This window comes from Pedobacter chinensis (assembly GCF_003339865.1).
In the GTDB taxonomy this organism is placed as follows: domain Bacteria; phylum Bacteroidota; class Bacteroidia; order Sphingobacteriales; family Sphingobacteriaceae; genus Pedobacter; species Pedobacter chinensis.
In genome coordinates, this window is record NZ_QPKV01000004.1 from 161,232 (window position 1) to 186,718 (window position 25,487).

At 38.2% G+C, this 25,487-nt stretch carries 22 protein-coding genes; 11 read left to right on the forward strand and 11 right to left on the reverse strand.

Annotated elements, in window-relative coordinates:
- Positions 1 to 215 precede the first annotated feature (215 nt).
- The 3 genes from DU508_RS11030 (at position 216) to DU508_RS11040 (ending at position 4,687) form a co-directional block, all read left to right on the forward strand.
- Positions 216 to 1,508, forward strand: a complete 1,293-nt coding sequence (locus DU508_RS11030) for a gliding motility-associated C-terminal domain-containing protein (RefSeq protein WP_115402876.1) — start codon at positions 216 to 218, stop codon at positions 1,506 to 1,508.
- Positions 1,509 to 1,711: 203 nt separating this feature from the next.
- A complete protein-coding gene (locus DU508_RS11035) occupies positions 1,712 to 2,680 on the forward strand; it encodes a PorP/SprF family type IX secretion system membrane protein (RefSeq protein ID WP_115402877.1) in 969 nt (322 codons plus the stop codon).
- Positions 2,681 to 2,716: 36 nt separating this feature from the next.
- Entirely contained in the window at positions 2,717 to 4,687 is a 1,971-nt protein-coding gene (locus DU508_RS11040) for an OmpA family protein (protein ID WP_115403327.1), read from the forward strand.
- Positions 4,688 to 5,228: 541 nt separating this feature from the next.
- Here DU508_RS11040 and DU508_RS11045 read toward each other — a convergent pair.
- From DU508_RS11045 to DU508_RS11055, 3 genes are all read right to left on the reverse strand, one after another.
- Positions 5,229 to 6,029 carry an SDR family NAD(P)-dependent oxidoreductase gene (locus DU508_RS11045; protein WP_115402878.1) on the reverse strand — a complete coding sequence of 267 codons (801 nt, stop codon included), beginning with the start codon at positions 6,027 to 6,029 and terminating at the stop codon, positions 5,229 to 5,231.
- 45 nt (positions 6,030 to 6,074) lie between these two features.
- Complete coding sequence (locus DU508_RS11050; RefSeq protein WP_115402879.1) at positions 6,075 to 7,622, reverse strand: FAD-dependent oxidoreductase; 1,548 nt, start codon at positions 7,620 to 7,622, stop codon at positions 6,075 to 6,077.
- A 576-nt stretch (positions 7,623 to 8,198) separates the two neighbouring features.
- Positions 8,199 to 8,501, reverse strand: a complete 303-nt coding sequence (locus DU508_RS11055) for a hypothetical protein (RefSeq protein ID WP_147273615.1) — start codon at positions 8,499 to 8,501, stop codon at positions 8,199 to 8,201.
- A gap of 161 nt (positions 8,502 to 8,662) precedes the next feature.
- On the opposite strand from DU508_RS11055, the gene DU508_RS11060 reads away from it, so the two are divergent.
- From DU508_RS11060 to DU508_RS11070, 3 genes are all read left to right on the forward strand, one after another.
- Complete coding sequence (locus DU508_RS11060; RefSeq protein WP_115402881.1) at positions 8,663 to 9,820, forward strand: zinc-dependent alcohol dehydrogenase; 1,158 nt, start codon at positions 8,663 to 8,665, stop codon at positions 9,818 to 9,820.
- A gap of 214 nt (positions 9,821 to 10,034) precedes the next feature.
- Positions 10,035 to 10,226: a hypothetical protein gene (locus DU508_RS11065; protein ID WP_115402882.1), complete on the forward strand. Its 192-nt coding sequence runs from the start codon at positions 10,035 to 10,037 to the stop codon at positions 10,224 to 10,226.
- Between the two features lie 75 nt (positions 10,227 to 10,301).
- On the forward strand, positions 10,302 to 10,757 hold the full coding sequence (locus DU508_RS11070; RefSeq protein WP_115402883.1) for an NUDIX domain-containing protein: 456 nt from the start codon (positions 10,302 to 10,304) through the stop codon (positions 10,755 to 10,757).
- Here DU508_RS11070 and DU508_RS11075 read toward each other — a convergent pair.
- Positions 10,754 to 11,851 (reverse strand): DNA alkylation repair protein, encoded by a 1,098-nt coding sequence (locus tag DU508_RS11075; protein ID WP_199562694.1) that lies wholly within the window; start codon positions 11,849 to 11,851, stop codon positions 10,754 to 10,756. The genes DU508_RS11070 and DU508_RS11075 overlap by 4 nt on opposite strands.
- Before the next feature lie 176 nt (positions 11,852 to 12,027).
- On the opposite strand from DU508_RS11075, the gene DU508_RS11080 reads away from it, so the two are divergent.
- Positions 12,028 to 12,870: an NAD(P)-dependent oxidoreductase gene (locus DU508_RS11080; protein WP_115402885.1), complete on the forward strand. Its 843-nt coding sequence runs from the start codon at positions 12,028 to 12,030 to the stop codon at positions 12,868 to 12,870.
- Here DU508_RS11080 and DU508_RS11085 read toward each other — a convergent pair whose 3' ends face one another.
- Together DU508_RS11085 and DU508_RS23815 are read right to left on the reverse strand one after the other, a co-directional pair.
- The gene (locus tag DU508_RS11085; protein ID WP_115402886.1) at positions 12,871 to 14,280 is read right to left on the reverse strand and encodes a tetratricopeptide repeat protein; all 1,410 of its coding nucleotides are present in this window, start codon (positions 14,278 to 14,280) and stop codon (positions 12,871 to 12,873) included. It lies immediately after the preceding gene.
- 87 nt (positions 14,281 to 14,367) lie between these two features.
- Entirely contained in the window at positions 14,368 to 14,529 is a 162-nt protein-coding gene (locus DU508_RS23815) for a hypothetical protein (RefSeq protein ID WP_158542157.1), read from the reverse strand.
- A gap of 517 nt (positions 14,530 to 15,046) precedes the next feature.
- Here DU508_RS23815 and DU508_RS11090 point away from each other — a divergent pair.
- The 3 genes from DU508_RS11090 to DU508_RS11100 all read left to right on the forward strand — a co-directional run bounded on the left by DU508_RS11090 (position 15,047) and on the right by DU508_RS11100 (position 19,949).
- Entirely contained in the window at positions 15,047 to 15,442 is a 396-nt protein-coding gene (locus DU508_RS11090) for a BlaI/MecI/CopY family transcriptional regulator (RefSeq protein ID WP_115402887.1), read from the forward strand.
- A 113-nt stretch (positions 15,443 to 15,555) separates the two neighbouring features.
- Positions 15,556 to 17,478, forward strand: coding sequence for a M56 family metallopeptidase (locus DU508_RS11095; protein WP_115402888.1), 1,923 nt, complete (start codon positions 15,556 to 15,558; stop codon positions 17,476 to 17,478).
- Positions 17,479 to 17,501: 23 nt separating this feature from the next.
- A complete protein-coding gene (locus tag DU508_RS11100; RefSeq protein WP_115402889.1) occupies positions 17,502 to 19,949 on the forward strand; it encodes a TonB-dependent receptor in 2,448 nt (815 codons plus the stop codon).
- 83 nt (positions 19,950 to 20,032) lie between these two features.
- Here the strand turns inward: DU508_RS11100 and DU508_RS11105 are convergent, their stop codons facing one another.
- The 5 genes from DU508_RS11105 to DU508_RS11125 are packed head-to-tail and all read right to left on the reverse strand — an operon-like array spanning position 20,033 to position 23,663.
- Complete coding sequence (locus DU508_RS11105; protein WP_115402890.1) at positions 20,033 to 21,322, reverse strand: gluconate:H+ symporter; 1,290 nt, start codon at positions 21,320 to 21,322, stop codon at positions 20,033 to 20,035.
- Between the two features lie 27 nt (positions 21,323 to 21,349).
- Positions 21,350 to 21,556 (reverse strand): hypothetical protein, encoded by a 207-nt coding sequence (locus DU508_RS11110; protein WP_233509495.1) that lies wholly within the window; start codon positions 21,554 to 21,556, stop codon positions 21,350 to 21,352.
- Positions 21,546 to 22,190 (reverse strand): nucleotidyl transferase AbiEii/AbiGii toxin family protein, encoded by a 645-nt coding sequence (locus DU508_RS11115; RefSeq protein WP_115402891.1) that lies wholly within the window; start codon positions 22,188 to 22,190, stop codon positions 21,546 to 21,548. Before DU508_RS11115 ends, DU508_RS11110 begins: the two co-directional genes overlap by 11 nt.
- On the reverse strand, positions 22,190 to 22,696 hold the full coding sequence (locus DU508_RS11120; RefSeq protein ID WP_115402892.1) for a DUF6922 domain-containing protein: 507 nt from the start codon (positions 22,694 to 22,696) through the stop codon (positions 22,190 to 22,192). Before DU508_RS11120 ends, DU508_RS11115 begins: the two co-directional genes overlap by 1 nt.
- 46 nt (positions 22,697 to 22,742) lie before the next feature.
- Positions 22,743 to 23,663 (reverse strand): diacylglycerol/lipid kinase family protein, encoded by a 921-nt coding sequence (locus DU508_RS11125; protein WP_115402893.1) that lies wholly within the window; start codon positions 23,661 to 23,663, stop codon positions 22,743 to 22,745.
- A 67-nt stretch (positions 23,664 to 23,730) separates the two neighbouring features.
- On the opposite strand from DU508_RS11125, the gene surE reads away from it, so the two are divergent.
- Positions 23,731 to 24,471: a 5'/3'-nucleotidase SurE gene (gene surE, locus DU508_RS11130; RefSeq protein ID WP_115402894.1), complete on the forward strand. Its 741-nt coding sequence runs from the start codon at positions 23,731 to 23,733 to the stop codon at positions 24,469 to 24,471.
- The last annotated feature ends 1,016 nt before the right edge of the window (positions 24,472 to 25,487 follow it).

Here is a 25,487-nt window from a genome sequence, read left to right on the forward strand (position 1 = left end):
TAATTGAGGTTTTCTGAAAACCTCGCCCTCTTTTATTTGAAGTATAGCCAACAAAATGGCTGATCAAATTTGATATAATAACCTTAATGATCCTTGAGGTTTGCGCAAATCATTTTGGATAAGGTTAATGCAATTGATAACTGCATTTTTCTCACGCTTGCTTTTGTGCTTTTGAGATAATTTTTACGGGAACTGAGGATAAAAAGAACGATTAAATGAAAAAACATATACTAAATCTGATACTGTTGGTGCTGCTGTTATTTCCTGCGCTAAGGCTATATGCCCAAACGGGAGCGGGAAGTATGACGGTTGACAATTCGACAGTAACCATCGCCACAGGAACTACGGAAATGCGTTTTTCGGAGGGAAGTTATTTTGGCCCTGATGCTAATTGGACCATTGATGGAACATTGGAGATTTATAGTAAAAATATTTGGATTGCACCCGGTGCAATCTTTAGTGGAAGCGGTAAAATTATTATTTATAATCCAGGTGATAATCCTTTTTACATCGATATGCCGGCGGGTCCAACCCGAATAGATGGAAATAATGGTGCATTCATTAATTTAATTATCGAACACCGCAATCGTAATAATATAACTCTGGCCGATGTAACCGATCCTGGTTTTGCAACGACCAATCCAGGTGGTGTACAAGCTGCAACATTAAACATAGGTGGAACTTTGGATTTAGCAACAAATGGCGCCAACATCATTTTAAATGGATATAACTTAACCTTCAATGCGGCAGGTAAAATCAGTAATTACAGTCCTTTACGAATGGTGGTTACAGGAAACAGCATTGCTGGCCATATGGTTAAAGATTTTGCCAATAGTACACCATTTGTGTTTCCGGTAGGCATCGCCGCAGGTGATTATACTCCTGCAACATTATCGCCGGCGTCTGCATCTAGAATGTATGTTAGCGTGCAGGATTATAATGCAGCTAACACTACTGGCATTACAAAACTACAGGGAATTGACCGTACGTGGCATATTTATGCAACTGTACCGGTACAAACCACTATTACCTTACAGCACAATCAAAATACCAATGGCGCCAGGTTTAAAGATGCAACAGCATTAATTGCACAATATCTTGGAAATGACAAATGGGATATCGCAACAAGTACAAATCCATCTCTTGGCGTACACACCAGAACCAATGTGGCTATAGTTGCCGATTTAGCTGCAAATGGAGCATGGTTTACCAAGCATTCAATTAACGGAACAGATCTGTTCATACCCAATTTATTTACCCCTAATGGTGATGGAAGCAATGATGTATTTGAAATCAGAGGTCTTAATCTTTTTGCAGAGAACGATTTAGTAATTGTGAATCGTTGGGGCAACGAAGTTTATAAAGCTGTAAACTATCAAAATAACTGGACAGGTAAAGGGCTAAACGAAGGCACTTATTATTATTTATTGAGGGTTAAGGAAAATGCTAGTGCGCCATGGCAAGTGTTTAAAGGTTATATCACATTAATAAGGGCATTTAAAAGATAACTGATAAGGTATTGTAAACAGTATGGGTAATTCATCTGATTGTGTTACTCTTCTGCAAATCATATTACGATGAAACCGTCAATGATTTTAAAAACCTCGTTAGGGCTCATGAGAGTTGATAAAAAAAATAACTCAAACGAATAATAGTAAAGTGGAAAATAAATCATGATCGCTTCATCACAATTAAAAACAAATTTATACGGATGAAAAAAATATTAATTATACTTACGTTTCTGACTTCCTTTTCGAAATTTACTTTCAGTCAGCAGGATGCGCAGTTTAGTCAGTACATGTTTAATGGTATTTATATTAACCCTGCTTATGCGGGTTATCGTGAACAACTGAATGTTAGTGCTTTCTACCGTACACAGTGGACGGGCATTGAAGGTTCGCCTAAAACCATGTCGGCAGCAGTAGATGCAATAGCGAACGATGGCAATGTTGGTTTGGCTCTTCAAATATCCAGTGATCGCTTAGGCGCGCAACGCAATGAATCTGTTTATGGAAATTATTCCTATCGTATTCCAATGAATGCTGATGGTACATCCAGATTGGCTTTCGGATTAGGAGTGGGCGCCGTTCAGCTAGGTATTGATGGAGCTTTGTTAAATCCCAATGATTTTGAAATTTATCAGCCAGTTGGCATGCAGAGCACCATTGTACCTGATGCAAGAGCAGGAATTTATTTTTCGAACGATCGCTTTTATGCAGGCTTTAGTGCTGATAACCTGGTTTCACAATATATTAATATCGATCGATACGCATTTATCGCTCAACCAAAAACACACTATTACCTCACAGCCGGGACACTGATTCCTCTATCGCAGGACATTTTGATCAAGCCATCATTTTTATTGAAAGATGATAGGGGTGGGCCTACCAGCCTCGATCTGAATGCCTTTATGATCATTTCAGAGAAGGTTTGGATAGGAGGTTCCTATCGTACAGGTGTAAAGCTTTATAATAAAAGTTATCTTCAAAAGAGTCTTAGCAAATTGAATTCTGCGGTTGCAGCTCTGCAACTTTTTCCAACAGAAAACTTTCGCATTGGTTATGCATACGATTTTTCAATTGGGCCGTTGCAGGGTTATAGCAGTGGAACACATGAGATCTCAATCGGCTATTTCTTTAATAGAAGAAATACCAGAATGTTTACGCCTAGATATTTTTAAAAAATGGAAAATATAACGGATCTAAGAAGAATAAGAATGAAGAAAATATATAAGATAACATTGTGTTTAGGCATGTTGGTTGGTTGGCAACCAAATGTAATGGCACAATACGTTTTAACTGAGGCCGATAAACAATTTGATCTTTACAATTATAATAAGGCCATTGATTTATATGAACAAGCCTATAAAAAAAAGGCAACTTTACATGCCGCCGAAAGATTAGCTGAATGTTATAAAAATCAAAATAATTATAAACAAGCAGAAAGCTGGTATGCTATAGCATGTGCCATGCCCAATAGTAAAGTTGAAAATACATTACATTATGCACAAGCACTTCAGAGCAATTCCAAATACGCAGAGGCTAAAACACAATACCAAAAATATGCTGAGCTAAATAATTCAGTTACCGCGAGTCAAAAAAGCATTTGGCTTTTATCATGTGATTCTGCTCAAAAATGGATGCGTAATCCCAGGCCTTTTATCATTAACAATGAAAAAACCTTAAATAGCCCAAAATCAGATTGGGGAGCGGTAAGGTACAATAATGAAATCGTGTTTGCTTCTGATAGAGGTGCAATTGATGAAGATAAACAGAATGGGTCACGGCCCTTTTTAAAGTTTGATGGTGCAAAGGCACCAAGTAAGAAAGTATATGGATGGACAGGGAACAGCTATCTTAAATTATATATTGGTTCAGCTACTGATAGTGTGAAATTATTCCCTATTGAAGCTGGCACAGATTATCATGTAGGCCCTGCAAGTTTCTCAGCTGATGGAAATGAAGTTTACTTTACCCTTACCAGAATTCAAAAGCATTTGGAATATGAAAAGGTTAAAAGTGTGAAAGGTAAACTGGCTACAATTAATGTGGAGATATACAGTAGTAAAAAAGGTACAGATGGAAAATGGAATAAACCCACGGCTTTTAAATATAACAATGTTAATGAATACTCTGTTGGAGATCCTTATTTAACAGCAGATGGAAACAGCCTTTATTTTGCCTCTAATATGCCAGGCGGAATGGGAGGTTCTGATCTCTATGTGGTTCAGAAAACAGATGCCGGAGAATGGGGAATAGCAATAAATTTAAAGGAAATCAACACCCCCGGGAATGAAAGAAGTCCGGCATTTGATGTTAATAATGACTTTTACTTTAGCAGTGATGGACGGGTAGGAATGGGTGGATTGGATATCTTCAAATCAACATTTATTCATGGAAAAATCAGTGTGCCTGAAAACTTAGGTTACCCGATAAATTCACCACAAGATGATTTCGCCCTTAATTTTAGCGCGAAAAATATGGGTTATTTATCTTCTAATAGAGTTGATGGATTTGGTGATGATGATATATATAGCTTTGTTCAACAACAAATACTTGCATTTAGATTAAACGGTATTGCTTATGACAAGAAAACAAATCTGCCATTAAGCAACGTGATTATATCGCTAAAGAAAAATGAGGGTGGTTTTTTGAGGGTTCAAACAGATGATGAGGGCAAATTTGGGTTTAATCTGGAAAAAGAATCTGATTATACTTTAACGGGAGAAAAAACCGATTTTCGTTCAGATCTTACAAATCTCAGTACAAAAAACCTCACTACTTCAACAGAACTTAAGAAAGATCTTTATCTCGAGCAGATTGAACTCAACAAAGCGATCAGACTGGAAAATATTTATTATGATTTCGATAAGTCGAACATCAGGGCTGATGCTGCAATCGAACTGGATAAATTAGTCAAGATCATGAAAGACAACCCGACTATATGGATTGAGTTAGGCTCGCATACGGATAGCCGTGGTAATGATCAATATAACCAGTGGCTCTCACAAAGCAGGGCTAATTCAGCTGTACAATATATTATTGACAGAGGCATTAATAAAAACAGAATCACAGCTAAAGGTTATGGAGAACGTGAGTTGTTGAACAAGTGTTCAAACGGTGTGAAATGCTCAGAGGCAGATCATCAGCTCAACAGAAGAACTGAGTTTAAGATTGTTAAGCAGTGATTATGCAATAAGATAAACGCTCGTCATCGCGAACGGAAGAAAGGATGCGTGTGTTGGAGTGAAGCAATCTTTCCAATGCAATTACGTAGCAAAACAGATTACTTCGTCGTTTCTCCTCGTATGGCGATTAAGGAGTTGGACCACCTGAGACATTTAAGAGCACCTCAGCTATATGACCTGTATCTCTATATGGCAGTCAAATGCTAATGGTTTCAAATGTCAGGTTTAAGTTTGAACGCTTGATTGTTTGGTTGTTCCTACTTACGATGATGATTACCACGACCAGACTTACGAAGTTTCCCCGGCCTGCAACCCGGCAAAACTTCGTAAGTCAGCCTGAAGCTCAACTTGCGAAGTTTCAAAGGGAAATGGTTTGGGAGAACTTCGAAAGTTTAAAAAGCCGGTCATTGCGAACGGAAGAAAGGATGCATGTGTTGGAGTGAAACAATCTTTCCAATGCAATTACGGTAGCAAAACGGGTTACTTCATCGTTCCTCTTCACAAGGACGGTTATCATCTTTTTTTATCAAAAGAACAAATGTTATTCCTTTGCCTTATCTGCAGGTTCTTGTATCTTTTCCATTTGTGCTGCTTGTATGTGATCTGGTGTCAGGTTTCCAATGGCAACCTGAACCTTGTTTTTGAATCCGGATACCACCATATCTTTTCCTTTCATCAAAGCTTCGTAGCCATCTTTAGCCACATCTGCCGGATCGGCCAGCTCACCATCCTGTACCACCTTTGAATCCAGCATATCTGCTTTACGGAAGAAGTCAGTATCAGTAGCGCCTGGTAAAAGAGATGTCAGACTGACGCCGGTATCTTTTATTTCTGTCCTTACCGCTTCATTAAAAGAATGAACGAAAGCCTTGGTTCCATGATATACCGCTTGGTAGGGCCCTGGCGCTTTTCCGGCAACAGAAGCCAGGTTGAGTATTTTTCCACTTTTCCGGCCTACCATTTCCCTGACAAATAATTTTGTTAACGCAACCAGCGAGGCAATGTTCAGCTGAATGATATCAAGTTCTCTATTGAGATCGGTTTCAATGAATTTTCCATATACGCCCTGGCCAGCGTCATTAACCAATACATCGACCTGTAGCCCTCTTCTTTGAACTTCTTCAAAGAGTTCAAATGCCGCATTGGGATCGAAAAGATCTTTAGCTATTGTGATAACTTCAATGTCTGCCGCTTTTAAAGTGTTGGCAACACTTGCCAGCTTGGCCTCATCTCTTGCTACAATAATGAGATTAAATTTGTCATTGGCGAAAAGCTTGGCCAGTTCGTATCCGATGCCACTGGTTGCGCCGGTAATTAGCGCATAATGTTTTTGGTTTTTCATAGTAATTGATTTTAGTTTGACATGATAGGCATTGCCTGTTTAGGGTTATAGATGCTTGATTGGGATTTCCTCGAGGTTCTTTCGGGGTGGTCCGGTAATGACTGTTCCGCTTGTTGAAAATCTTCCACCATGGCACGGACAGTCCCAGCTTTTCTCTTCAGGATTCCAGTTTACGATACATCCTGCATGAGTACAAACCGGACTAAGAGCCGTAACTTTTCCTTTATCGTCCTTGTAAACCGCAAGTTTTTCGCCATTATATTCCACAACTTTTCCCTCGCCTGAATTTAAATCAGTAATATCTTTAATGTGCGCTGTTCCTATTCGATCGGCGAGGAAGTGATATGCTACATCGGCATTTTCCTTGATAAATTCATTGAATCCGGCAAGGGGTTTTAATCTGGAAGGACTTAAGAGTTTGGCATATTGGTTTTCTTTTCCAAAGATTAAGTCACTAATAATTGTTGCAGACAAACTGCCTAATATCATTCCATTTCCATTAAAACCTGTTGCAACGAAAGTTCGTTCAGCCCCTCCCGGGAGTTGTCCTACATACGGCAATCCATCCACGGGAACATAATATTGTGAAGACCATCGATAGTCAACTGCATTTATTTGAAAGTGTGTTTTCGCATACTGCTCAAGGGTGTCAAATGCTTGTATAGGATCATCGTGACCGGTTTTATGATCGGCGCCTCCAATGATCAGATATTTCTTGCCGTTAATTTCGTGAGTACGCAGATAATGATAGGGTTCCTGCATATCATAGATCAAACAATCAGGATAATGATCGTCTTTTAACGTTACAGCCAGAACGTAGCTTCTGTAAGGCGCATTTCGGAGAGATAGAATATTTACACCTGGTGGAACATGCGTTGCATAAACAACATTTTTCGCTCTGATTATTTTTTCTCCATATTTCGCATGATGGATTTCGTTTTTAAATTCAATGTTGTGTATAAAAGTGTTTTCTAAGATTCTCCCGCCAATATTCTCAAAGGCCCGGGCCAAACCCCGAATGTATTTTAATGGATGAAATTGTGCCTGATTACTAAATCGAAGAGAATAATCAAATGAAATCGACGTTCCGTTTTCAGCAGCCTCAGTTACGGCTACACCTGCTTCCTGCGCAGCATTCAAAATTGACCGAAGTTCTTTGGTTTCCTTTTCATTTTGGGAGAAAAGGTAGGCATCAAGATATTTGAAGTCAGCATCAATACTTAACTCCTCAATGTTTTTTTGGATAAAAGAGATCATGTCTTTTGATGCCTTCGCCATTTGTGCTGAAGCCTCTTTTCCAAAATCGCTGTCTATTTCGGGGTAAGTTGCATCCAAAAAAGTATTTAAGTGAGCTGTGGTTCCGCCTGTAGTTCCGAAACCCAAAGTGTGGGCTTCTGCTATAATACAATTTTGCCCTTGTTTTTGCAGCAAAAGCGCCGTGGTAATTCCTGTGATTCCGCCACCAATGATAAGTGTATCATATAATGCATCATTTGCAGCATTATTGGAATGAGAAATTTTTACGCCTGTTGATTGCCAGAGGCTGGAGTGGGTTCCATCCCTTTGTGAAATTTTATCTGCGTTATCTTTCATATCTGATCTTGAGTCTTTTCTTAAAAACCTTTATTTTGAACAAAGGTTTCCTGAATTTTTCAAATCAGCTTATACAGCTGGCCTTTTAGTCGTCTCATCTTGCTGAACTTGATTGAGCATCTTTCCTGTTTGGTGCTCATGCCAATAAGGTTCTGAAACAAGTTCAGGATGACGATCGTTCAGGTATGGTTTTTTAAGCTCATGCCTAACCACCACGTCATGCTGGATTCATTTCAGCATCTTTCCTGTTTAGTGCTCATGCCAATAAGGTTCTGAAACAGTTCAGCATGACGGCAGTTCGTGTATGGAGGTTTAAAGCACATGCTTAACCATCTCGTCTTGCTGAACTTGATTCAGCATCTTTCCTGTTAGGTGCTCATGCCATTGAGGTTCTGAAACAAGTTCAGAATGACGACCGTTCATGTATGGATGTTTAAAGCATCATGCTTAACCGTCTCGTCCTGCTGAACTTGATTCAGCATCTTTCTTGTTTGGTGTCCATGCTATTGAGGTTCTGAAACAAGTTCAGAATGACGACCGTTCATGTATGGAGGTTTAAAATCTTATCTTACTAAATTAATCCGGGTTACTTTCCAGGTAATGTTCAATCTGTTCGGAAATTTGATTGATTTCGTGACTATCCAGGGAAATGTGAACTCCATCGGGAGTTAGCTTATAATCAAAAGGAGCAAGCTCGCCAGGATCGATCTCACTTTCCTCCATTAATATCCAGTCTGTACCTTGTTTTCGTAAGGCACCAAGGATGCCACCAAAATAAACAATCTTAAAATAATCTTCTTTTGGGATAATGGTCAAAGTAAGGTTGTCGCCATTATGATCGATGTGTACATTAAATGAAGTCATGCTCCTAAAACCCATAAAATGATCAATTGGTTTTGTTGCACATTATTTTGTGAAAGAAAACACTGTTGTTTGGGCGATCTGAAATTTAGCTAAACTATTGTTAATTTTTTCCTGTTGAAGTATTAACTGTTCCGAGCTAACTAATATGGAACATTACTATACTTAAATTATTTTCTATGAAAGCAGCAGTATTCCACAAACCTGGCGACATCCGGGTAGACAATGTGCCGGATCCGGAAATCCTGGATCCACGAGATGTTATTCTAAAAGTTACTTCAACAGCGATATGCGGCTCCGATCTGCATATCCTGAGTGGGGCAGTTCCGCAAAAAGATCCTTTGATAATGGGACATGAATTTATGGGCATTGTAGAAGAAGTCGGCTCGGCCATTACCAATCTTAAGAGAGGTGATCGCGTGGTGGTGCCCTTTCCCATTGCCTGTGGCGAATGTTTTTTCTGTACCCATGAAGCTTCACCTGCCTGCGAAAACTCCAATTACAAAAATTACGGTCCAAATGGAGATTTGATGAGTCAAAAGGGAGGTGCATTGTTTGGCTATACTGATCTTTATGGAGGGTATTCAGGTGGTCAGGCACAATATGTACGTGTGCCCTACGCTGATATTAGCCCAAGAATTGTACCCGAGCACTTAAGTGACGAACAAGCACTTTTTCTTACTGATATTTTTCCTACGGGATGGTCGGCCATTGATTGGGCGCAACTTAAAGGTGGAGAGGTCGTTGCCATTTTTGGTTCAGGTCCGGTAGGGCTCATGGCGCAAAAGGCAGCATGGATTAACGGAGCGAGCAGGGTTATTGCAATAGACCCACTAAATTACAGGTTGGAAAAAGCCAGAGCAGTTAATAATGTAGATACGCTTAATCCGCATGAGGTTGATGTAGTGGAAGCCATCCGCGAAATGACCGGTGGAAGAGGGGCTGATGTTTGTGTAGAGGCCTGTGGCTTTGAACCTGAACGAACCTTAATGGACAAAGTAAAGGCTACCCTAAATTTCGAGAAAGGATCAATGAAAGTACTGGATATGTGCTTTGAAGCAGTGAGAAGAATGGGAACGGTATCAATTGTTGGTGTGTACGGATCGCCTTATGATAACTTCCCGCTTTTTCGCATCTTCGATAAGGGCATTACCATCAAGCAGGGACAAGCTCCGGTACTTAATTATATCGATACTCTGATCGGTTTGGTTAATGATGGAAAAGTGGTGCTGGATGATATTATCAGCCACACTTTACCATTAGAAGATGCAGCGCATGGCTACAAGATTTTTGATGAGAAACAAGAGGATTGTGTGAAGGTTGTATTAAAGCCTTGATAGGTTTCCAGGTTCTCATAAAAGAAAGAAAGTCTTTTCGAGCGAAACGCAGTGGTGTAGGGAACTCATTTAATAAAATGATTGTTAATCAGATTTCTTCACATCACTGCGTTTCAATCGATTTGACACGGATAGGCTTTCGGGGTATAATTTAAAACAAGCTCAAACAATCAGCTTAAGTTCATGATTGTATAAGTAACCAACTATTAAAGTTATGAAAACGGTACATACATTATTTATTATTGCAGCCTTCATTGTCTCCATTATTACTGCCTGTCAGAATCCAAGTGATAAAGCTAAAGGAAATTATCAGAAAGATATGGAAGACACCACGAAAAAGTCATCAGCAGATTCAGTGGCTGCACAACCAAGGGTTAATCCGGAAGATACTGTTAGAAAATATTGATCTGGTAATAAGCTTCAAAGAGATCAATCATCTTAAAAAGAAAGTTTTTTGCGAGGAAACAGTTAACTTGCAGTCATGAGACAGAGTGCAGGCTTATTGCTTTTTAGAAGGAGAGAGGCTAGATTGGAATTTTTTCTGGTTCATCCTGGAGGACCTTTTTTTATTAAAAAGGATGTTGGCGTTTGGTCTGTGCCTAAAGGAGAATTCGATGAGCAGGAAGAACCACTTCATGCAGCGATCAGAGAGTTTGAAGAAGAGGTGGGAACCCGGATTGATGGGAATTTTATAGCATTGCATCCCATTGTTCAAAAAGGAGGAAAGAAAGTTTTATGTTGGGCTGTTGAAGGCGATTTAGATCCTGAAAAGCTAATAAGTAACACCTTCGAAATGGAATGGCCCCCAAAATCCGGCAAAAAGCAAAGTTTTGTAGAAATAGATAAAGGAAATTGGTTTAACTATGAGGATGCAGTAAAGGCAATCAAAGACAGGCAGATTCCCTTACTCGATGAGTTGATTTCGATAATTGGTTAAATGATGAGTTCAAAGTTAAAAATCTCTTTCTCCACTCCGTTAACGATCATTGAAATTTGATGGTTACCCGAATGAAATCTGCGTGTAGTAATTAACACAAATTTTTGTTTCCGCAAAACGTTTACGGTTGCACCGGCGGCATAAACCCGTTCTGAAATTTTAAAGACTTTTTTTGTGTTTTGTCCGTTTTGCTTTTTGTAATAAATAGCATATTCCAATCTTATTGTTTTGCTGATTTCATTTTGGTTCTTAATTGTAAATGAAAATTCCAGGCTATCGCCAATTTTTACTGTCGGTGTTAAGATTTTAAAATCACTTAATAAAATTCCTGTGTCATCCAGTCCATAATGTTTTAAAATATCTCCATGGCCTTGTTTTAACAAGGTTCTGCTACCATGTTTAATAATTGCATCAGTATCGCGGCTAATGCCCGACCAGCTTTTAGCAATATCTACTACCACATGTGGATGATCTTTTGCAATATCATTCAGGCTATTGGCCACACTCCGTCGCACATATTCAGATGGATCATGTTTCAGATTGTTTAATATGGGCAAAATCAAAGAAGGATCTTTTTTCAAAAAAGGAATGGCCATTGCCCACGGCAAACGTGGACGACTACCTTCGCTTGCCAACCTTCTTACTTTATGACTTTCATGTAGTGACCATTTCTGCATTTCATTGATCATCCTGGCTCCGTATTTTAAAATAAAAGGACGTACCGCAAATTCACAACTTACAAATTGCGTAACAAATTCAAGCGCCTCAACAGATTCATCAAAATGATCAATTCCGTAAGTTTCCAGGTAATCCGGCAAAAACATATAGGCCAAACCATCTTCTCCAATTCCCTCAATTCTCAATTGCCCGATCGTTTTTTTAATCATGGATACCGCTTGAGGGTAATCATTAGGCAAAAAGTGATTCAATACAAAAGAAGTATGTTTCATTCGTTCTTTAAGCTCCTTCGATTCAAAATCAGCATCATAAATCTTTTTAATGAATTTAGAGGGATTGAAATCAGGAACAGTAACCAATAAGGCACTGGTCAATCTGTCATAAAAAGCGGGAGAATATAAATCTTTAAGAAGCATGATCAAGGTGTTTTTTACAGCGCAAATTTAAGCTTTGGTACTTTCAGATTGTTTTAATGTTTTAAACAACCGGTTAGTTGCCCTCTTACTACGGTCAGAAAATTTTTTCAAAATGAAATTTATTGAATTTTAAGGCTTTTCTTTGGCAAATTTGTTAATCATTTAAAAAAACAATCATGAATATAGGATGGATCGGCCTGGGCAATATGGGTATCCCAATGGCAGAACAATTAATAAATGCGGGTTATCAGGTTACTGTTTACAACAGAAGCAAAGCTAAAGAGGCTGAACTAACGAAAATGGGAGCTTTAACCGCAGAAACACCGAAAGCACTCATTGACAAAAACGATGTGATCATCATCATGGTATCAGATGATGAGGCTATAAAACAAATTTTTGCGGGAGATGATGGCTTGTTAGCTGCGCAAACATCAGGTAAAATCATCATCAATATGAGTACTGTTTCGCCGTCCATTTCAAAAGAAATGAGCCAAAAGTGTAGGCTGAATGGAAATGATTATCTTGATGCACCCGTATCCGGAAGCGTGAAACAAGCTGAAACTGGCCAGCTGGTAATTATGGTTGGAGGCAAGCGCCTGGTTTATGAAAAAGTCCAACCGATTTTGGATCATCTGGGCAAACTAACCATTCATGTTGGAGATACCGGTGCTGGTAATACTGCAAAACTGGCGATTAATTCTCTATTGGCATTATATACGCAAGGTTTAGCGGAAACGGTTCTTTTTGCAAACCAAAACGGGATTAAAACGGAAGATTTGCTCAACCTGATCAATAATGCCGCAATTGGAAATGTGTATACCAAAATAAAGGGCGATGCCATTCTTAACCAGAATTATAAAGCCGCATTTGCTTTAAAACACATTGTAAAAGATTTAAAATTAGCAAAGGATGAAGGGATTTCATCGCCGCTGGCTAAAACTGCCCTGCAAACTTTTGAAAATGCTGAAAGCGAATATGGAGAAGAAGATTTAATTGCAATAATTAAGGCATTGAAGTAATTATGTTTTTGCAGGGATTGCCTTGGTGCGGCGGCTAATTTTTGCTTTGGCTTTTACTGGTGCTGAATGCGGATGAGCTAGTTTCTCCCGCATCCAGTTTGTCATTTTATGGTGCAGTGGAACCAGGACTGATGCAAAAGCAACCAATATGGCCAACTCAAGTAATGGTAAATGATTGCTGACACGTTGCACAAAGGGATGGATGAACAAGGCAATGAATTCGAAAACAAACAGCAGAGAGAGCACGCTCATAAATTCGATCACTTTTCGATGGGTACGACTTTTATTAAGTGCCAGGACAATTAGAAAGAAGATGGGAATGAATATCGCAATGCTGATCATTTGAAGATTGATGATTCTGTTCTCTTCTTCACGGTGCTTTTCTGCCGCAATTTCTTCCTGACGAATAGCCTCGTTAAAACTCAGTGTTTGTATTTGTTTCACTTTCTCTGCATTGAACATACTATCTTTGGCTGCTGTGGCCTTCTTTAAATAGCGTAATTCCAAACGGTCGTTTTTTCCCTGATAAATTTCAGTTAATAAATTACTGGCACTATAAATCCCTTCAGGATACATGGCAGAGTTAGCCGAATTTAAGGCTTTAACTGCATAGTATATGCTCGAATCAATAACCTGTTTTTGCTTATACAATTTAGCAATACTATTGTAAGTATCGGAAAGGCCGCTATGGTCATTGTTTTTTGCAGCTAAATTTACGCTAACCTTGTAATAGTCTAGTGCCAGCGCATCATGCCCCATTTTGTAGTGAATATCTCCTAAAATAGATAAAGTATTGGGTAGGGTGCTCATATCTTTCATGCTCTGCTGTATGGCATAAGCCTGCATTTCATAATTCAAGGCAGAGTCTACCTTGTCAAGTTTGATATAGCAGTTGCCGATGTTGGATAAGATTATCCCAAGACGTCGCTTTTCCTTCAATTCTTCTGCAACAGCTTTTGCTTTAAAATGATAGGAAAGTACTTTTTCATTATCTTTTTGATCTGAATAAATAATCCCGATATCGCTGTTGCTTTTTAAAATACCTAAGCGATCTTTAATTTCTTCTCTGATTTTTAACGAACCCAATAATACCGAAAGTGCCCGATCGTATTTGCCATTTTTCCATAAAACAACGCCAAGCCGGTTCATGCAATCAGCCTCGCCTTTCTTAAACTGAAGCTTTCTGGCTAAATCAAGTCCGTGTTGAGCAAACATCAATGCGCTGTCTGGCCTTGTAGATTGGATTTGCAAGCTAAGCTGCCTGAATATTTCTACGCCTAAGGTATCGTTTGAATGGAGATTAAGCTGAGATTTTAATTGAGGAATCGTCTGTTCTTGTGCAAAAGAAGTCGCAATGAAAGCGATACATAAGTAAATGCTGATAATCCCTTTAAGCTGATGGTTTTGCATAGTTTAAAAGCTTCTGCAAACATCAGGCTGAGCTTGATGTTTGCAGAAGTGAAAATAACATAAGAAAAAAATCTTTAAAGCTTTTTATTAGCTATCCTGTGGTTCTGCATCATCAGATTGAACATCATCTTGAGCATTTAATGATTGTTCCTCATTTCGTCCCATGGAAGTGTTTTTATCGAAGCTGGCTTCGTCACTTGCAAATCCCATTGAGGTGTTTTTGTCAAACTCATTTTTAGGTGTACTCATGGCTTTTAGTTTAAATTGGATGATTATTTAGTTTATTTAAAACTACACATAAACATTTGATAAACAAAGTTTTATGAAAATAAAACAGCCATTTTTTCTTACTTAAAATTAAGTAAGAATATAACAAAAAGCATGTATTAATAGAAAGACGGTTTGATGTATGACTATCGTTCGGATTCTGGAGAAACGTTGTGGAGAAAACAAAAAATAATTATTCTTCTGAACGCAGTGAAGACCGCGAAGCAGCTACGAAGTAAATCCCTGAGCTATAGACATTGTACCTGGTTTATTACTGGCTTGTTTTTTAAGAGGTGCAGTGCTGTATTAAAGTTTGTGTTCCATCGCTTGGAGATTCTTCACTGCGTTCAGAATGACAGGTATATTCGGGTTTTGTCCTTCTGAGGTTTTGTCATTCCCCACTGGATAGGAATCTTAAAGCATTAGATGTATTCAGAAGAAAATAAAAAAAAACATACGGTAATATTTGCATCGTACGAAAAACATCGTACCTTTGGGTATGAAGAATAATCAAACTGATCATAATTTGCCAGAACCAACCAAAGCTGAACTCGAAATTTTGCAGGTGCTTTGGGAATTTGGCCCATCTACGGTAAGATTTGTAAACGATAAATTGAATGAGAACAGGGAAGTGAACTATACATCAACCCTAAAGCAAATGCAGATTTTAACCGAAAAAGGAATTTTAAAACGTGATGAAAGCCAAATGAAACACATTTATATTCCGGTTGAAGCTGAAGAGAAAACAAAAGTTCAGTTGTTGGATCGTTTTGTGAATACGCTTTATAAAGGTTCGGCATCACAATTAATGATGCAACTTTTAGGCAATGAAAAAACTTCAAAAGAAGAAATCGAAGAGATTAAGAGGCTATTGGATAGCATGAAACCATCATGATTTTTCAAAACTCACAATGAAATGAATAAAATCATGATAGCTTCATTACCATTGAAAACAAATCTTATACGGATGAAATAATTGAGATCTAAAAAATCTAAAGAACCACGATAATGGAATTTAAATTCATTCATTTTTTACCCGAAAACTGGCTAAATGCCTTAGGAACCACTCTTTTTCATTCTTTATGGCTTGGTGTTGCACTGGCTGTTTTATGTGCCATTGTAATGTTTGCTACCCGTAAAACCAGTGCAAAAGTTAGGTATAACCTGTTAACAATTTGCTTGTTATTGTTTGTTGTTGCAATTGCTTTTACATTTTATTTTGCTCTTGAAACGCAACCGGCAATTGCTCAAATAAAGCCTGCGAGCGAAATCGGGACAGATCTTTCAAAAATTCAAGCCCAGCAGTCAATCATATCAGATGTTCGATTTAATACGTACTCGGTTTTAAATAAGCTTTTGAGCATTTGGAATTCACATGCTTACCAAATTGTGTTCATCTGGTTTTTGATTATTTGCGGCAAAAGTATTCAGTTATTGGTCGGATTAAATGGCATTTATCATTTAAGAAACAATCAAACTTATGCCGCTGGCAAAAAGTGGGATGAGCATTTAGAAACACTTTCAGCAAAACTTGGAGTTAATCAACAGGTTAAAATGATGCAATCAGGAATAGCTAAAGTACCTATGGTTGTTGGCCACCTTAAGCCTTTAATATTAATTCCGTTAGGATTATTGAATGGCTTATCAACTGCTGAAGTAGAGGCAATTTTATCTCATGAACTTGCCCATATCAAGCGTAGAGATTATCTGGTAAATCTGTTGCAAAGCTTTATTGAAATTGTATTCTTCTTCAATCCGGCGGTACTTTGGGTATCGCAACTTATAAAAACAGAGCGTGAACACTGTTGTGATGATTTGGCCATTGCTTGTGTTAACGATCGTAAAAACTATGTTAAAGCCTTAATTTTTTGTCAGGAGTTTAAGCAGAGTGCACCTGCTTACGCAATGGGCATTACAGGCAAAAAAGGTAGCCTGCTGCATAGAGCGAGCAGGATGTTATTTAACACCAATTCAACTTTAAACAAAATGGAAAAAACAATATTAACAATCGCATTGGTATCCACTGTGATATGTACAGCAGCATTTAAAAGCGTAGGCAATGCAGCAACTATTAACAAAAAAGCTATAGCATCATCAATTGTAGCGATGCAGGATACGGCAAAAAAAGTAATAAAGAAAGAAAAAGAAGTTGCTCATAAATCTGCAGCTCAACTGGAAAGTGAAATTGAACAAAAAATTAAACTTGCTGAAAAGAAAGCTGCAGAGAAAAACAAAGTTATAACAGCTAAAGAGAAAGGCCAGGACCAGGCAGAAAAACAAAAGGCAAAAGAAGATTTGAGGTATACAGAAGAAGCAAAAAAGTATGCTGAAAACGAAAAAAAATATAAAGAAGCTGAAAAAAAATATGCTGCTGATGAGGCAAAATATGCGAAAGAGCAAGAAAAGTGGGCTAAAGAGGATGCGAAATGGGCAGAGGAAGATGCAAAATGGGCTGAAGAAGATAAAAAGTGGGCAGCAGAAAATAGCAAAGGAAATAGAACACCAAGAGCGCCAAGACCACCTAGACCCGCAAGAGCCAGAGCGGCAGCAGTTCCACCTACACCACCAACTCCTTATGCCAATCCAGCAAAATCAGCCATACCTTCAACTCCACCTACACCTCCGGCACGGGTTGGAAAAACGACAAGTGTAATCAAAACAGGAGTAGAGCGTGTTGTTACTACAAAAAGTGTAACCAATGGCAAAGGACATGATGATTTTAATGATATCAATAATGAATTGCTGAAAGACGGCATTATAGCCAATACAAAGGAATTATCATATAAGCTCAATAAAAACGACCTGATTGTAAACGGAGTAAAACAAAGTCAGGCTATCCAGAAAAAATACAAAGAGAAATATTTAACAAATGAAGATCATTCATTAATGTATAACTTTCTTATCGAAAATCAAACGACTAAATCCAACTAGCCCGCCCTTTTAAAAATCACATCATGAAACTGAAAATCATGGCTTTTTTAGCCATCTGGATAAATATTGCCTTTACTTTTGCTCAAACGCCCCAGTCAACAGCCAAAATTTGGGGGAGGGTGCTGGATAGTGAAAATAAGAATATAGAATATGCCACTGTGGCCATTGTAAAAGATTCAATATTGATGAAAACCGCCTTTACAGAACAGGATGGATTGTTCAGTTTTGATAACTTAGCTTTTGGAAAATATGTGATCAAGATTTCGGTAGTAGGGTATCCGGTGTATCAAACGGATACGCTTACTTTGGATGCAACACATCCCGAAATCAATCTTGCAGACATCAAATTGAAATCAACCTCTACTCATTTAAAGGAGGTTAATATTACCGCTCAAAAAGCATTTGTGGAAAGGAAGATTGACAGGACCATTGTGAATGTTGATGCTTTGATCTCCAATGCCGGAACCACTGCTTTGGATGTGTTGAGTAAATCGCCAGGCGTAAATGTTGATCAAAATGGTGCAATCTCATTAAAGGGCAAAAATGGAGTAAGTATTTTTATTGATGATAAACCCACCTACCTTTCAGGAGCAGATCTGGAAAATTATCTGCGTTCACTACCATCTTCCTCTTTAGATCAGATTGAACTGATGACCAACCCTCCGGCCAAATATGATGCAGCAGGAAACGCAGGCATAATCAACATTAAAACGAAAAAAACAAAAATTGCAGGCTTTAACGGAGGTGTTAATTTAAGCTTAAATCAGGGAGAACTTAGCCGGTCAAATAATAGTTTCAACTTCAATTATCGAAAAGATAAGATCAATGTTTTTGGGTTGTTCAGTTATAATCTCAACAACAGTTTTACCGATTTGGATTTGAACCGGAAATACAAGAATGATGATGGTACTGCCAAATATTACTTTAATCAAAATTCTTATTTCCGCAGGCATGGCAATACCTTTAACTTAAAAACAGGAATGGATTACTATGTTTCTGAAAAAACAACATTCGGGGTTGTGCTTACCGGTATGAACAGAATTTCATCTCAGGTAAATAACAATACCAGTAACTTATCAAATGCTTCAATGCAACTTGATTCGGTTATCAGAGCAGAAAATATTGATAACATCAAATATCAAAATGGTGGAGTAAATCTAAACTATCGCCACAAGTTTAATCAAACCGGCAGGGAAATCACTTTTGATGCCGACTATCTGGCCTACAGAAATCAAACTGATCAGGCTTACTACAATTACAGTTATTTTGCCGATCAGGTATTGAAATCGCAGGATATTCTTACAGGAAATCTTCCATCAAATATCGATATCTATACTGCAAAGCTTGATTATTCGCATCCTTTAAAAAACAACTGGAAAATTGATGCTGGCGCCAAAACGGCCTATACCACTACTGATAACACGGCCGATTATCGTATCATTGCGAATGATAAAACCAGCATAGATTATGAAAAAAGCAATCATTTCCTTTATCAGGAAAATATTAATGCTGCTTACCTCAATGTTTCCCGTGAAGGAAAGCGATTTTCAATACAGGCTGGTTTGCGATTTGAAAATACGGTTTCAAACGGACATCAATTGGGAAATCTGATAAAACCTGACTCTAGTTTTAAACGAACTTATAATAGTTTGTTCCCAACAGTATATTTTACTTATAAACTGGACACCGCAGGAAACCATCAACTCGGTTTAAATTATGGAAGAAGGATTGACCGCCCATATTATCAGGACTTAAATCCGTTTTTTTCTCCTTTGGATAAATTTACCTACTATGTGGGCAATCCATTTTTAAAACCATCTTTTACACAAAGTATAGAACTATCGCATACTTTTAAAAACAAAATTACAACCACATTTGGTTACAGCTGGGTTAAAGATGATGTGAATGAAACCATCGAAATTTTAAATGGAACATATTACAGCAGGCCCGCAAATGTGGGCAAAACCACTGTTGCCAATGTTTCAGTAAATGCAGAAATAGATTTAACGAAGTGGCTAAAACTGAACGCTTATGCCGAGTTTGCCAGAACCTTATCAAAGACAGATTTTTACACTGGCTATTTGGTAACCAATGGGAGTTATTTGCGATTTAATCCTAATCTGCAAATTAAGATTAGTGATACCTGGAATGCAGAAGTGAATATGCGCTATCAAAGCAAGTTTTCCAATGTGCAGTTTCTACTCGGCTCTGTACATGAATTTGGAGCAGCAGTTCAGAAAAAGTTATCGGCAAAAAGCACACTTAAACTCTCGGCAAATGATATTTTTCGTGACCGGATTTTTAATGGTGTAATCAACAATCTGGCAAATACAGAGGCCAATTGGCGAAATCGCAACGATTCGAGAACAGTGATTATCAGTTATAGCTATCGTTTCGGGAAGGCTTTTTCTACTCCGTCCAAACATGATTCTTCTGGTGCAGATGCGGAAAAAAACAGAGTAAAGAACTAAAATCAGCATCTCAAGATTGACATTGATCACTTTTGTTTGAGGTAATGGTTCTCTGTATTGCTAGTTGTTTTTATGCGCTAAGATTAGCTGATGAGTTGGTTCAATACCAGCACACCAACCAGGCCAAGGATAGAAACAATGCTTTCCATCATTGTCCAGGTTTTGAAGGTTTCTTTTAAACTGAGATTGAAATATTCTTTGAACATCCAGAAACCGGTATCGTTAACATGAGAAAACATTAAGCTCCCGGCACCAACTGATAAAACCATTAGCTCAGGTGGTGCGCCAGGACCGATTAAAGGCAAAACCATGCCTGATGCGGTAAGCGCAGCAACGGTTGCCGAACCCAATGTTACGCGGAGTGCGGCGGTAATTAACCAGGCTAAAAGCAAAGGAGAAAGATTCAAACCGCCGGTTAATTGCTTTACGGTTTCGCCCATTCCGCTATCAATTAAAATCTGCTTAAAAGCGCCTCCGGCAGCAATGATCAGAACAATCATGGCAATACTTTTTACGCCTTCCGTACAGGATTCCATTGCTTTTTCGATGGAGGTTTTTTGAACCAGCAAGGTAATGATAACCGAGAGTAGCAAGGCTGCTGTTGGATCGGCGAGAAAAATGAATATCGATTTACCGAGATAATCAATGTTAATACTGCTTCCAACCGTTCCGGCGATAATCAAAAATACAGGCAGCATGGCCGTAATAAAACTTCTGCCCGCAGAAGGAAGATCATTTCCTTCCTCAATAATAAGTTCTTGAATATGGGGTTGATTGCGTTTAATAATCATCCTGGGGAAATATACGCCTGCTATTGTGGCTATTGGCAGGCTTAAAATCAGTCCATAAATAAGAGTTTTGCCAATATCTGCATGGAAAATTCCAGCTAAAGCCACCGGGCCGGGATGAGGCGGCAAAAACCCATGTGTAACCGATAGCGCTGCGGCCATCGGAATCCCGATATACAATTTAGAAAGTCCGGTGGCTGCAGCAATGGCAAAGATCAGCGGAATTAAAACCACAAAACCTGCATTGTAAAAAAGCGGAATACCAACCAGCAACCCGGTCAACAATACTGCCCATTGAATATTGTTTTTGCCAAAGGCTTTAATAAGAATAAAAACAATTTTTCTGGCAGAACCACTATCTTCAATCAGTTTTCCCATCATGGCGCCCAAAGCAAGAACCATAACCATGCTCCCTAAGGTACTGCCAATTCCATTTCCAACAGAGCTCATTACTTTGGTGGCAGGCATGCCTAAAAATAACCCGGTAAGAATGGCCACTGTCAACAAAGCGATCATAGGATTGATCTTTTTCAGGATCAAAATGAAAAGCAATAAAATACCTAAAAGGAGAATGAGTAGTGACATGGTTTAATAAAGAAATGGCATTGCTATTTACTTTTTTATTGTGATTGTTCGCCCTGTAACCAGATGAAACTCATAAATTCTATACAAGCCATCATCATTGATCTCGATGGTTTCCACCAAACCTGTTTTGCTGAAAGTATCTGTAACCATATCGCCAATTTTAACGTCTTGAAGCACATCGTTTGGTGTATCATTGTTTAATCTGATCATAATCAAAATAATGTTATTGAACATTTTTTAAAGCCTCGTCAAAATCTTCTTTTATGAAAATCCATTCTTTACCTTTGAGGCAAACAGGATCAAAATCGAGGTCTGCTTTATTGAAATCATTGAAATTTTTTATTATGGCATCTCGATCGTGTGTCCATTCAAATCTTTGTTCATGAAGGCTGATCATCTGTTCAACTGAATAATTATTCAGTAATTCGTGTAGATCCCAAAAATCTTTCTTTCTCCCACCTCTTTGAATCACATCCACTTTCATTGCAATAATTTCTTCAATTGTGGCCATTCTTATTTCTTCATTATGAACAGGGTTTTGAAAAAACAGATCCATCGAATAGTAAATATCCAACTTAAAAACATGATTATTATCAGATCCCACTAAATAAGACTTTCCCATTCCAGGATTTCCACCAAAATCCCCTTGTACGTAATCGTAGTTTTTTTTAAGATAATGCTCAATCTCGTTAAAATCAATTGAGCCATAAGACGCGTTGGTAAATAAGTCTATGTCAATGGATAATCTATGTCCAAGATATAGACTAAGAGCAGTACCTCCAACCAATCTGAAATCTATCAATTCTGGAGCTTTCATCAACTTGATCAAACTATCTTTCAAAAGTTGGTTTACCGTATTCCAATACATTAGTTTGAACTTAAATGAGGCAATATAATTGGTTGATTGTTTTCGATTTCAGCGCTGCCGGTAATTTCCAGAATTTTGTCCTTTCCGTAAAATCTCAATAATTCCATTTTTTCATCAATGTTTCCTCTTTCAAACACCCGCTTAATAACAGCTTCGTATTGTTCATTCCAATCAATTTTATTGATGTCTGTGTCCCAGAAAAGAATTTTTCTTATGATATTGAAATCAGGTCGATCTAACAACGATTTTTTTTCTTTTTCTTTTTTAATGTCATAATAAGCTTGAAGAATTAGCATTGTACCTTCTTCAAGACCTAAAACTTTATCTATTTTGATGGATAAAGCAGTTGTTAATCCCCTTTTAGCTTTAGTAATGTCATTAATAATTTGAGGATATTCTTGTAAAGAAAGTGCAAAAGATCTCTTTTTCAATTTTCTTTTTTTTAGTTCTCTCTCCAAAACTACTCCAGGATGAATACCTCTATATTTTTTTAAAGTAGATTTCATATACAAATGTAAACAAATTTGTTTATATTTGTATATGAAATAAAGATTAGTTTAAATCATCTTTATTTACAATTACCTCTAAAAGGCTATGCAATAATGATATTTCCAAGCTGATTCCCTTCTCCTCATTTCTGATTTCATCATCAATATGAATATCTGATCCTTTCCAGGTGACATTCAGTGTTTTTGCATGAATGGGTTTAATGGGAAAGGTAACTTTTTTACCCTGAGCTATATCCTGGATGTATTTTTCCATTACAATTCTCTTTTCTACGGGAATGATTATAACATCAAAGAAGCCATCTCCCGGATCAGCCTTTTCGCTGAGTTTTAAATTCGGACCAAGTCTGGAAATGTTCATTACCTCTACCATCAGGCAATCTTCTTCGATAATCTGATTATCAATTTCAACGGTGCAGGAAATGGCTGAATATGTTTGTGTGATCTTCAGCAATTCCGACAGAGCAAGCTCAAATTCATCTTCAGCAGTTTCTATATTGCTGGTATCTTTCTTTTCAAGGGTTTCGATCAATTTTGGGAATAATCCAAAACCTACCGCTTCAATAAAGTAAGCGGCTTTATCCAGTCCGATTATCTGGCCGACATCAAAATTGCGAAGCTTATAATTATCCCAGGTTGAAACATTTTTGCTTACATCTTCATTAATTCCCAATGAAGTAGCGATGTTATTGGCAGTGCCAAAAGGCAATAAAGCGATTGGTCTTTTAAACTTCAGCTTTTTGCTCAATAAATTCATGATCGTTTTACGGATTGTTCCATCGCCACCAGCAATGGCAATAAACTGGGTTTCAGGTGCAATATCCTTCAAGGATTTCTTTTCTGATGATACATAGGAACATTCATAGCCATGAGACTTCATGATTTTTACGATTTCGGGTTTAGAATATTTTCCCTCTCCTGCACTTGGATTGTGGATCAATCGAACCAGTTTATCAGCTTTTTTCATATTGGTTTGAACAATATCACCACCAGTTAGGTTTTAACTATAGCGTTTAATTTTAAATTATTTAATTATGAATATTCTCATCACAAACGACGATGGTATCTATAGTCCGGGAATCGCAGCATTAGCTAAAATTGCATTACGTTTTGGAACGGTTAGAATTGTAGCACCTGATGTGGAGCAATCATCAATGGGGCATGCCATTACCCATTCCAGACCATTATCAATTAAAACTTCGCCAATAACATTTGAAAATGTTGATGCTTTTCGCGTGAATGGTACACCTGCAGATTGTGTAGCTTTGGGTTTACACATGTTTCCAGATACAAATGTGGTATTGTCCGGCATTAACATGGGGCCAAATCTGGGTAATTCCATGTGGCATTCTGGCACCCTTGCTGCGGCAAAGCAATCGGTACTTTTAGGGGTAAAAGGAATTGCGCTCAGTACTCCTGTTGGTAAAACAGAGCCGGATTTTGAAGGTCTGGCCCCTTTTGTGGAGCAGAGCCTTCAGGTTTTGCTGGAAAACGATGAGCTTGGATTGTACAATGTGAACTTTCCGCCAGAGCCGAAAGACATTAAATGGACAAGGCAATCGGTTAGATTATATGATGGACATGTTGTTCCGGGAGAAGATCCAATGGGCAGGAAACATTTTTGGATTACAGTAACACCACTCGAGCCTGCGGAAGAAAATACAGACAGATGGGCAGTGGAAAATGATTTTGTTTCCATCACGCCGTTGAGGTTAGATTTAACGAATGAAATTGAGCTAACAGGAAAACTCGATGTGATTGAGGTTAATCAGTAGCTGAAGTGAAGCAATCTGTAAGAGAAAGCTTAATCCATACGCTCGTCATTGCGAACTGAAGAAAGGATATGTGAGGTGGCGTGAAGCAATCTATTTTATGCTTCAATGATAATGTAGCAGGATGGATTGCTTCGTCGTTCCTCCTCGTAATGACGTTGCTGGTAATGAACCACCTCAGACATCTGAGAACACCTTAGCTATATGGCCTATATCTATACCCCATGGTTTGTGTCTCACAGACCATTTATTGATTTTCGTTATATTGCCATAGAACGCATAGTAGCCCTCATCATTTTTGTGAAGCAATCTGTTTATGCTTCAATGATAATGTAGCAAAATGGATTGCTTCGTCGTTCCTATTCGTAATGACGATTAGACTGACGAAGTTGCTCCAAACCGCAACCCCAGCGAAACTTCGTAAGTCAGCACCAACCTTTTGAAACGCTCGTCATTGCGAACTGAAGAAAGGATATGTGAGGTGGCGTGAAGCAATCTGTTTTATGCTTCAATGATAATGTAGCAGGATGGATTGCTTCGTCGTTCCTATTCGTAATGACGTTGCTGGTAATGAACCACCTCAGACATCTGAGAACACCTTAGCTATGTGGCCTATATCTATACCCCATGGTTTGTGTCTCACAGACCATTTGTTGATTTTCGTTATATTGCCATAGAACGCATAGTAGCCCTCATCATTTTTGTGAAGCAATCTGTTTTATGCTTCAATGATAATGTAGCAGGATGGATTGCTTTGTCGTTTCTCCTTGGAATGACGATTAGACTTACGAAGTTTCCCTAACCGCAAACCTAACGAAACTTCGTAAGTCAGCACCAACCTTTTGAAACGCCCGTCATTGCGAACTGAAGAAAGAATACGTGAGGTGGCGTGAAGCAATCTGTTTTATACTTCAATGATAATGTAGCAAAATGGATTGCTTCGTTGTTCCTATTCGTAATGACGTTGCTGGAGTGAACCACCTCAGACATCTGAGAACACCTTAGCTATATAACCTATA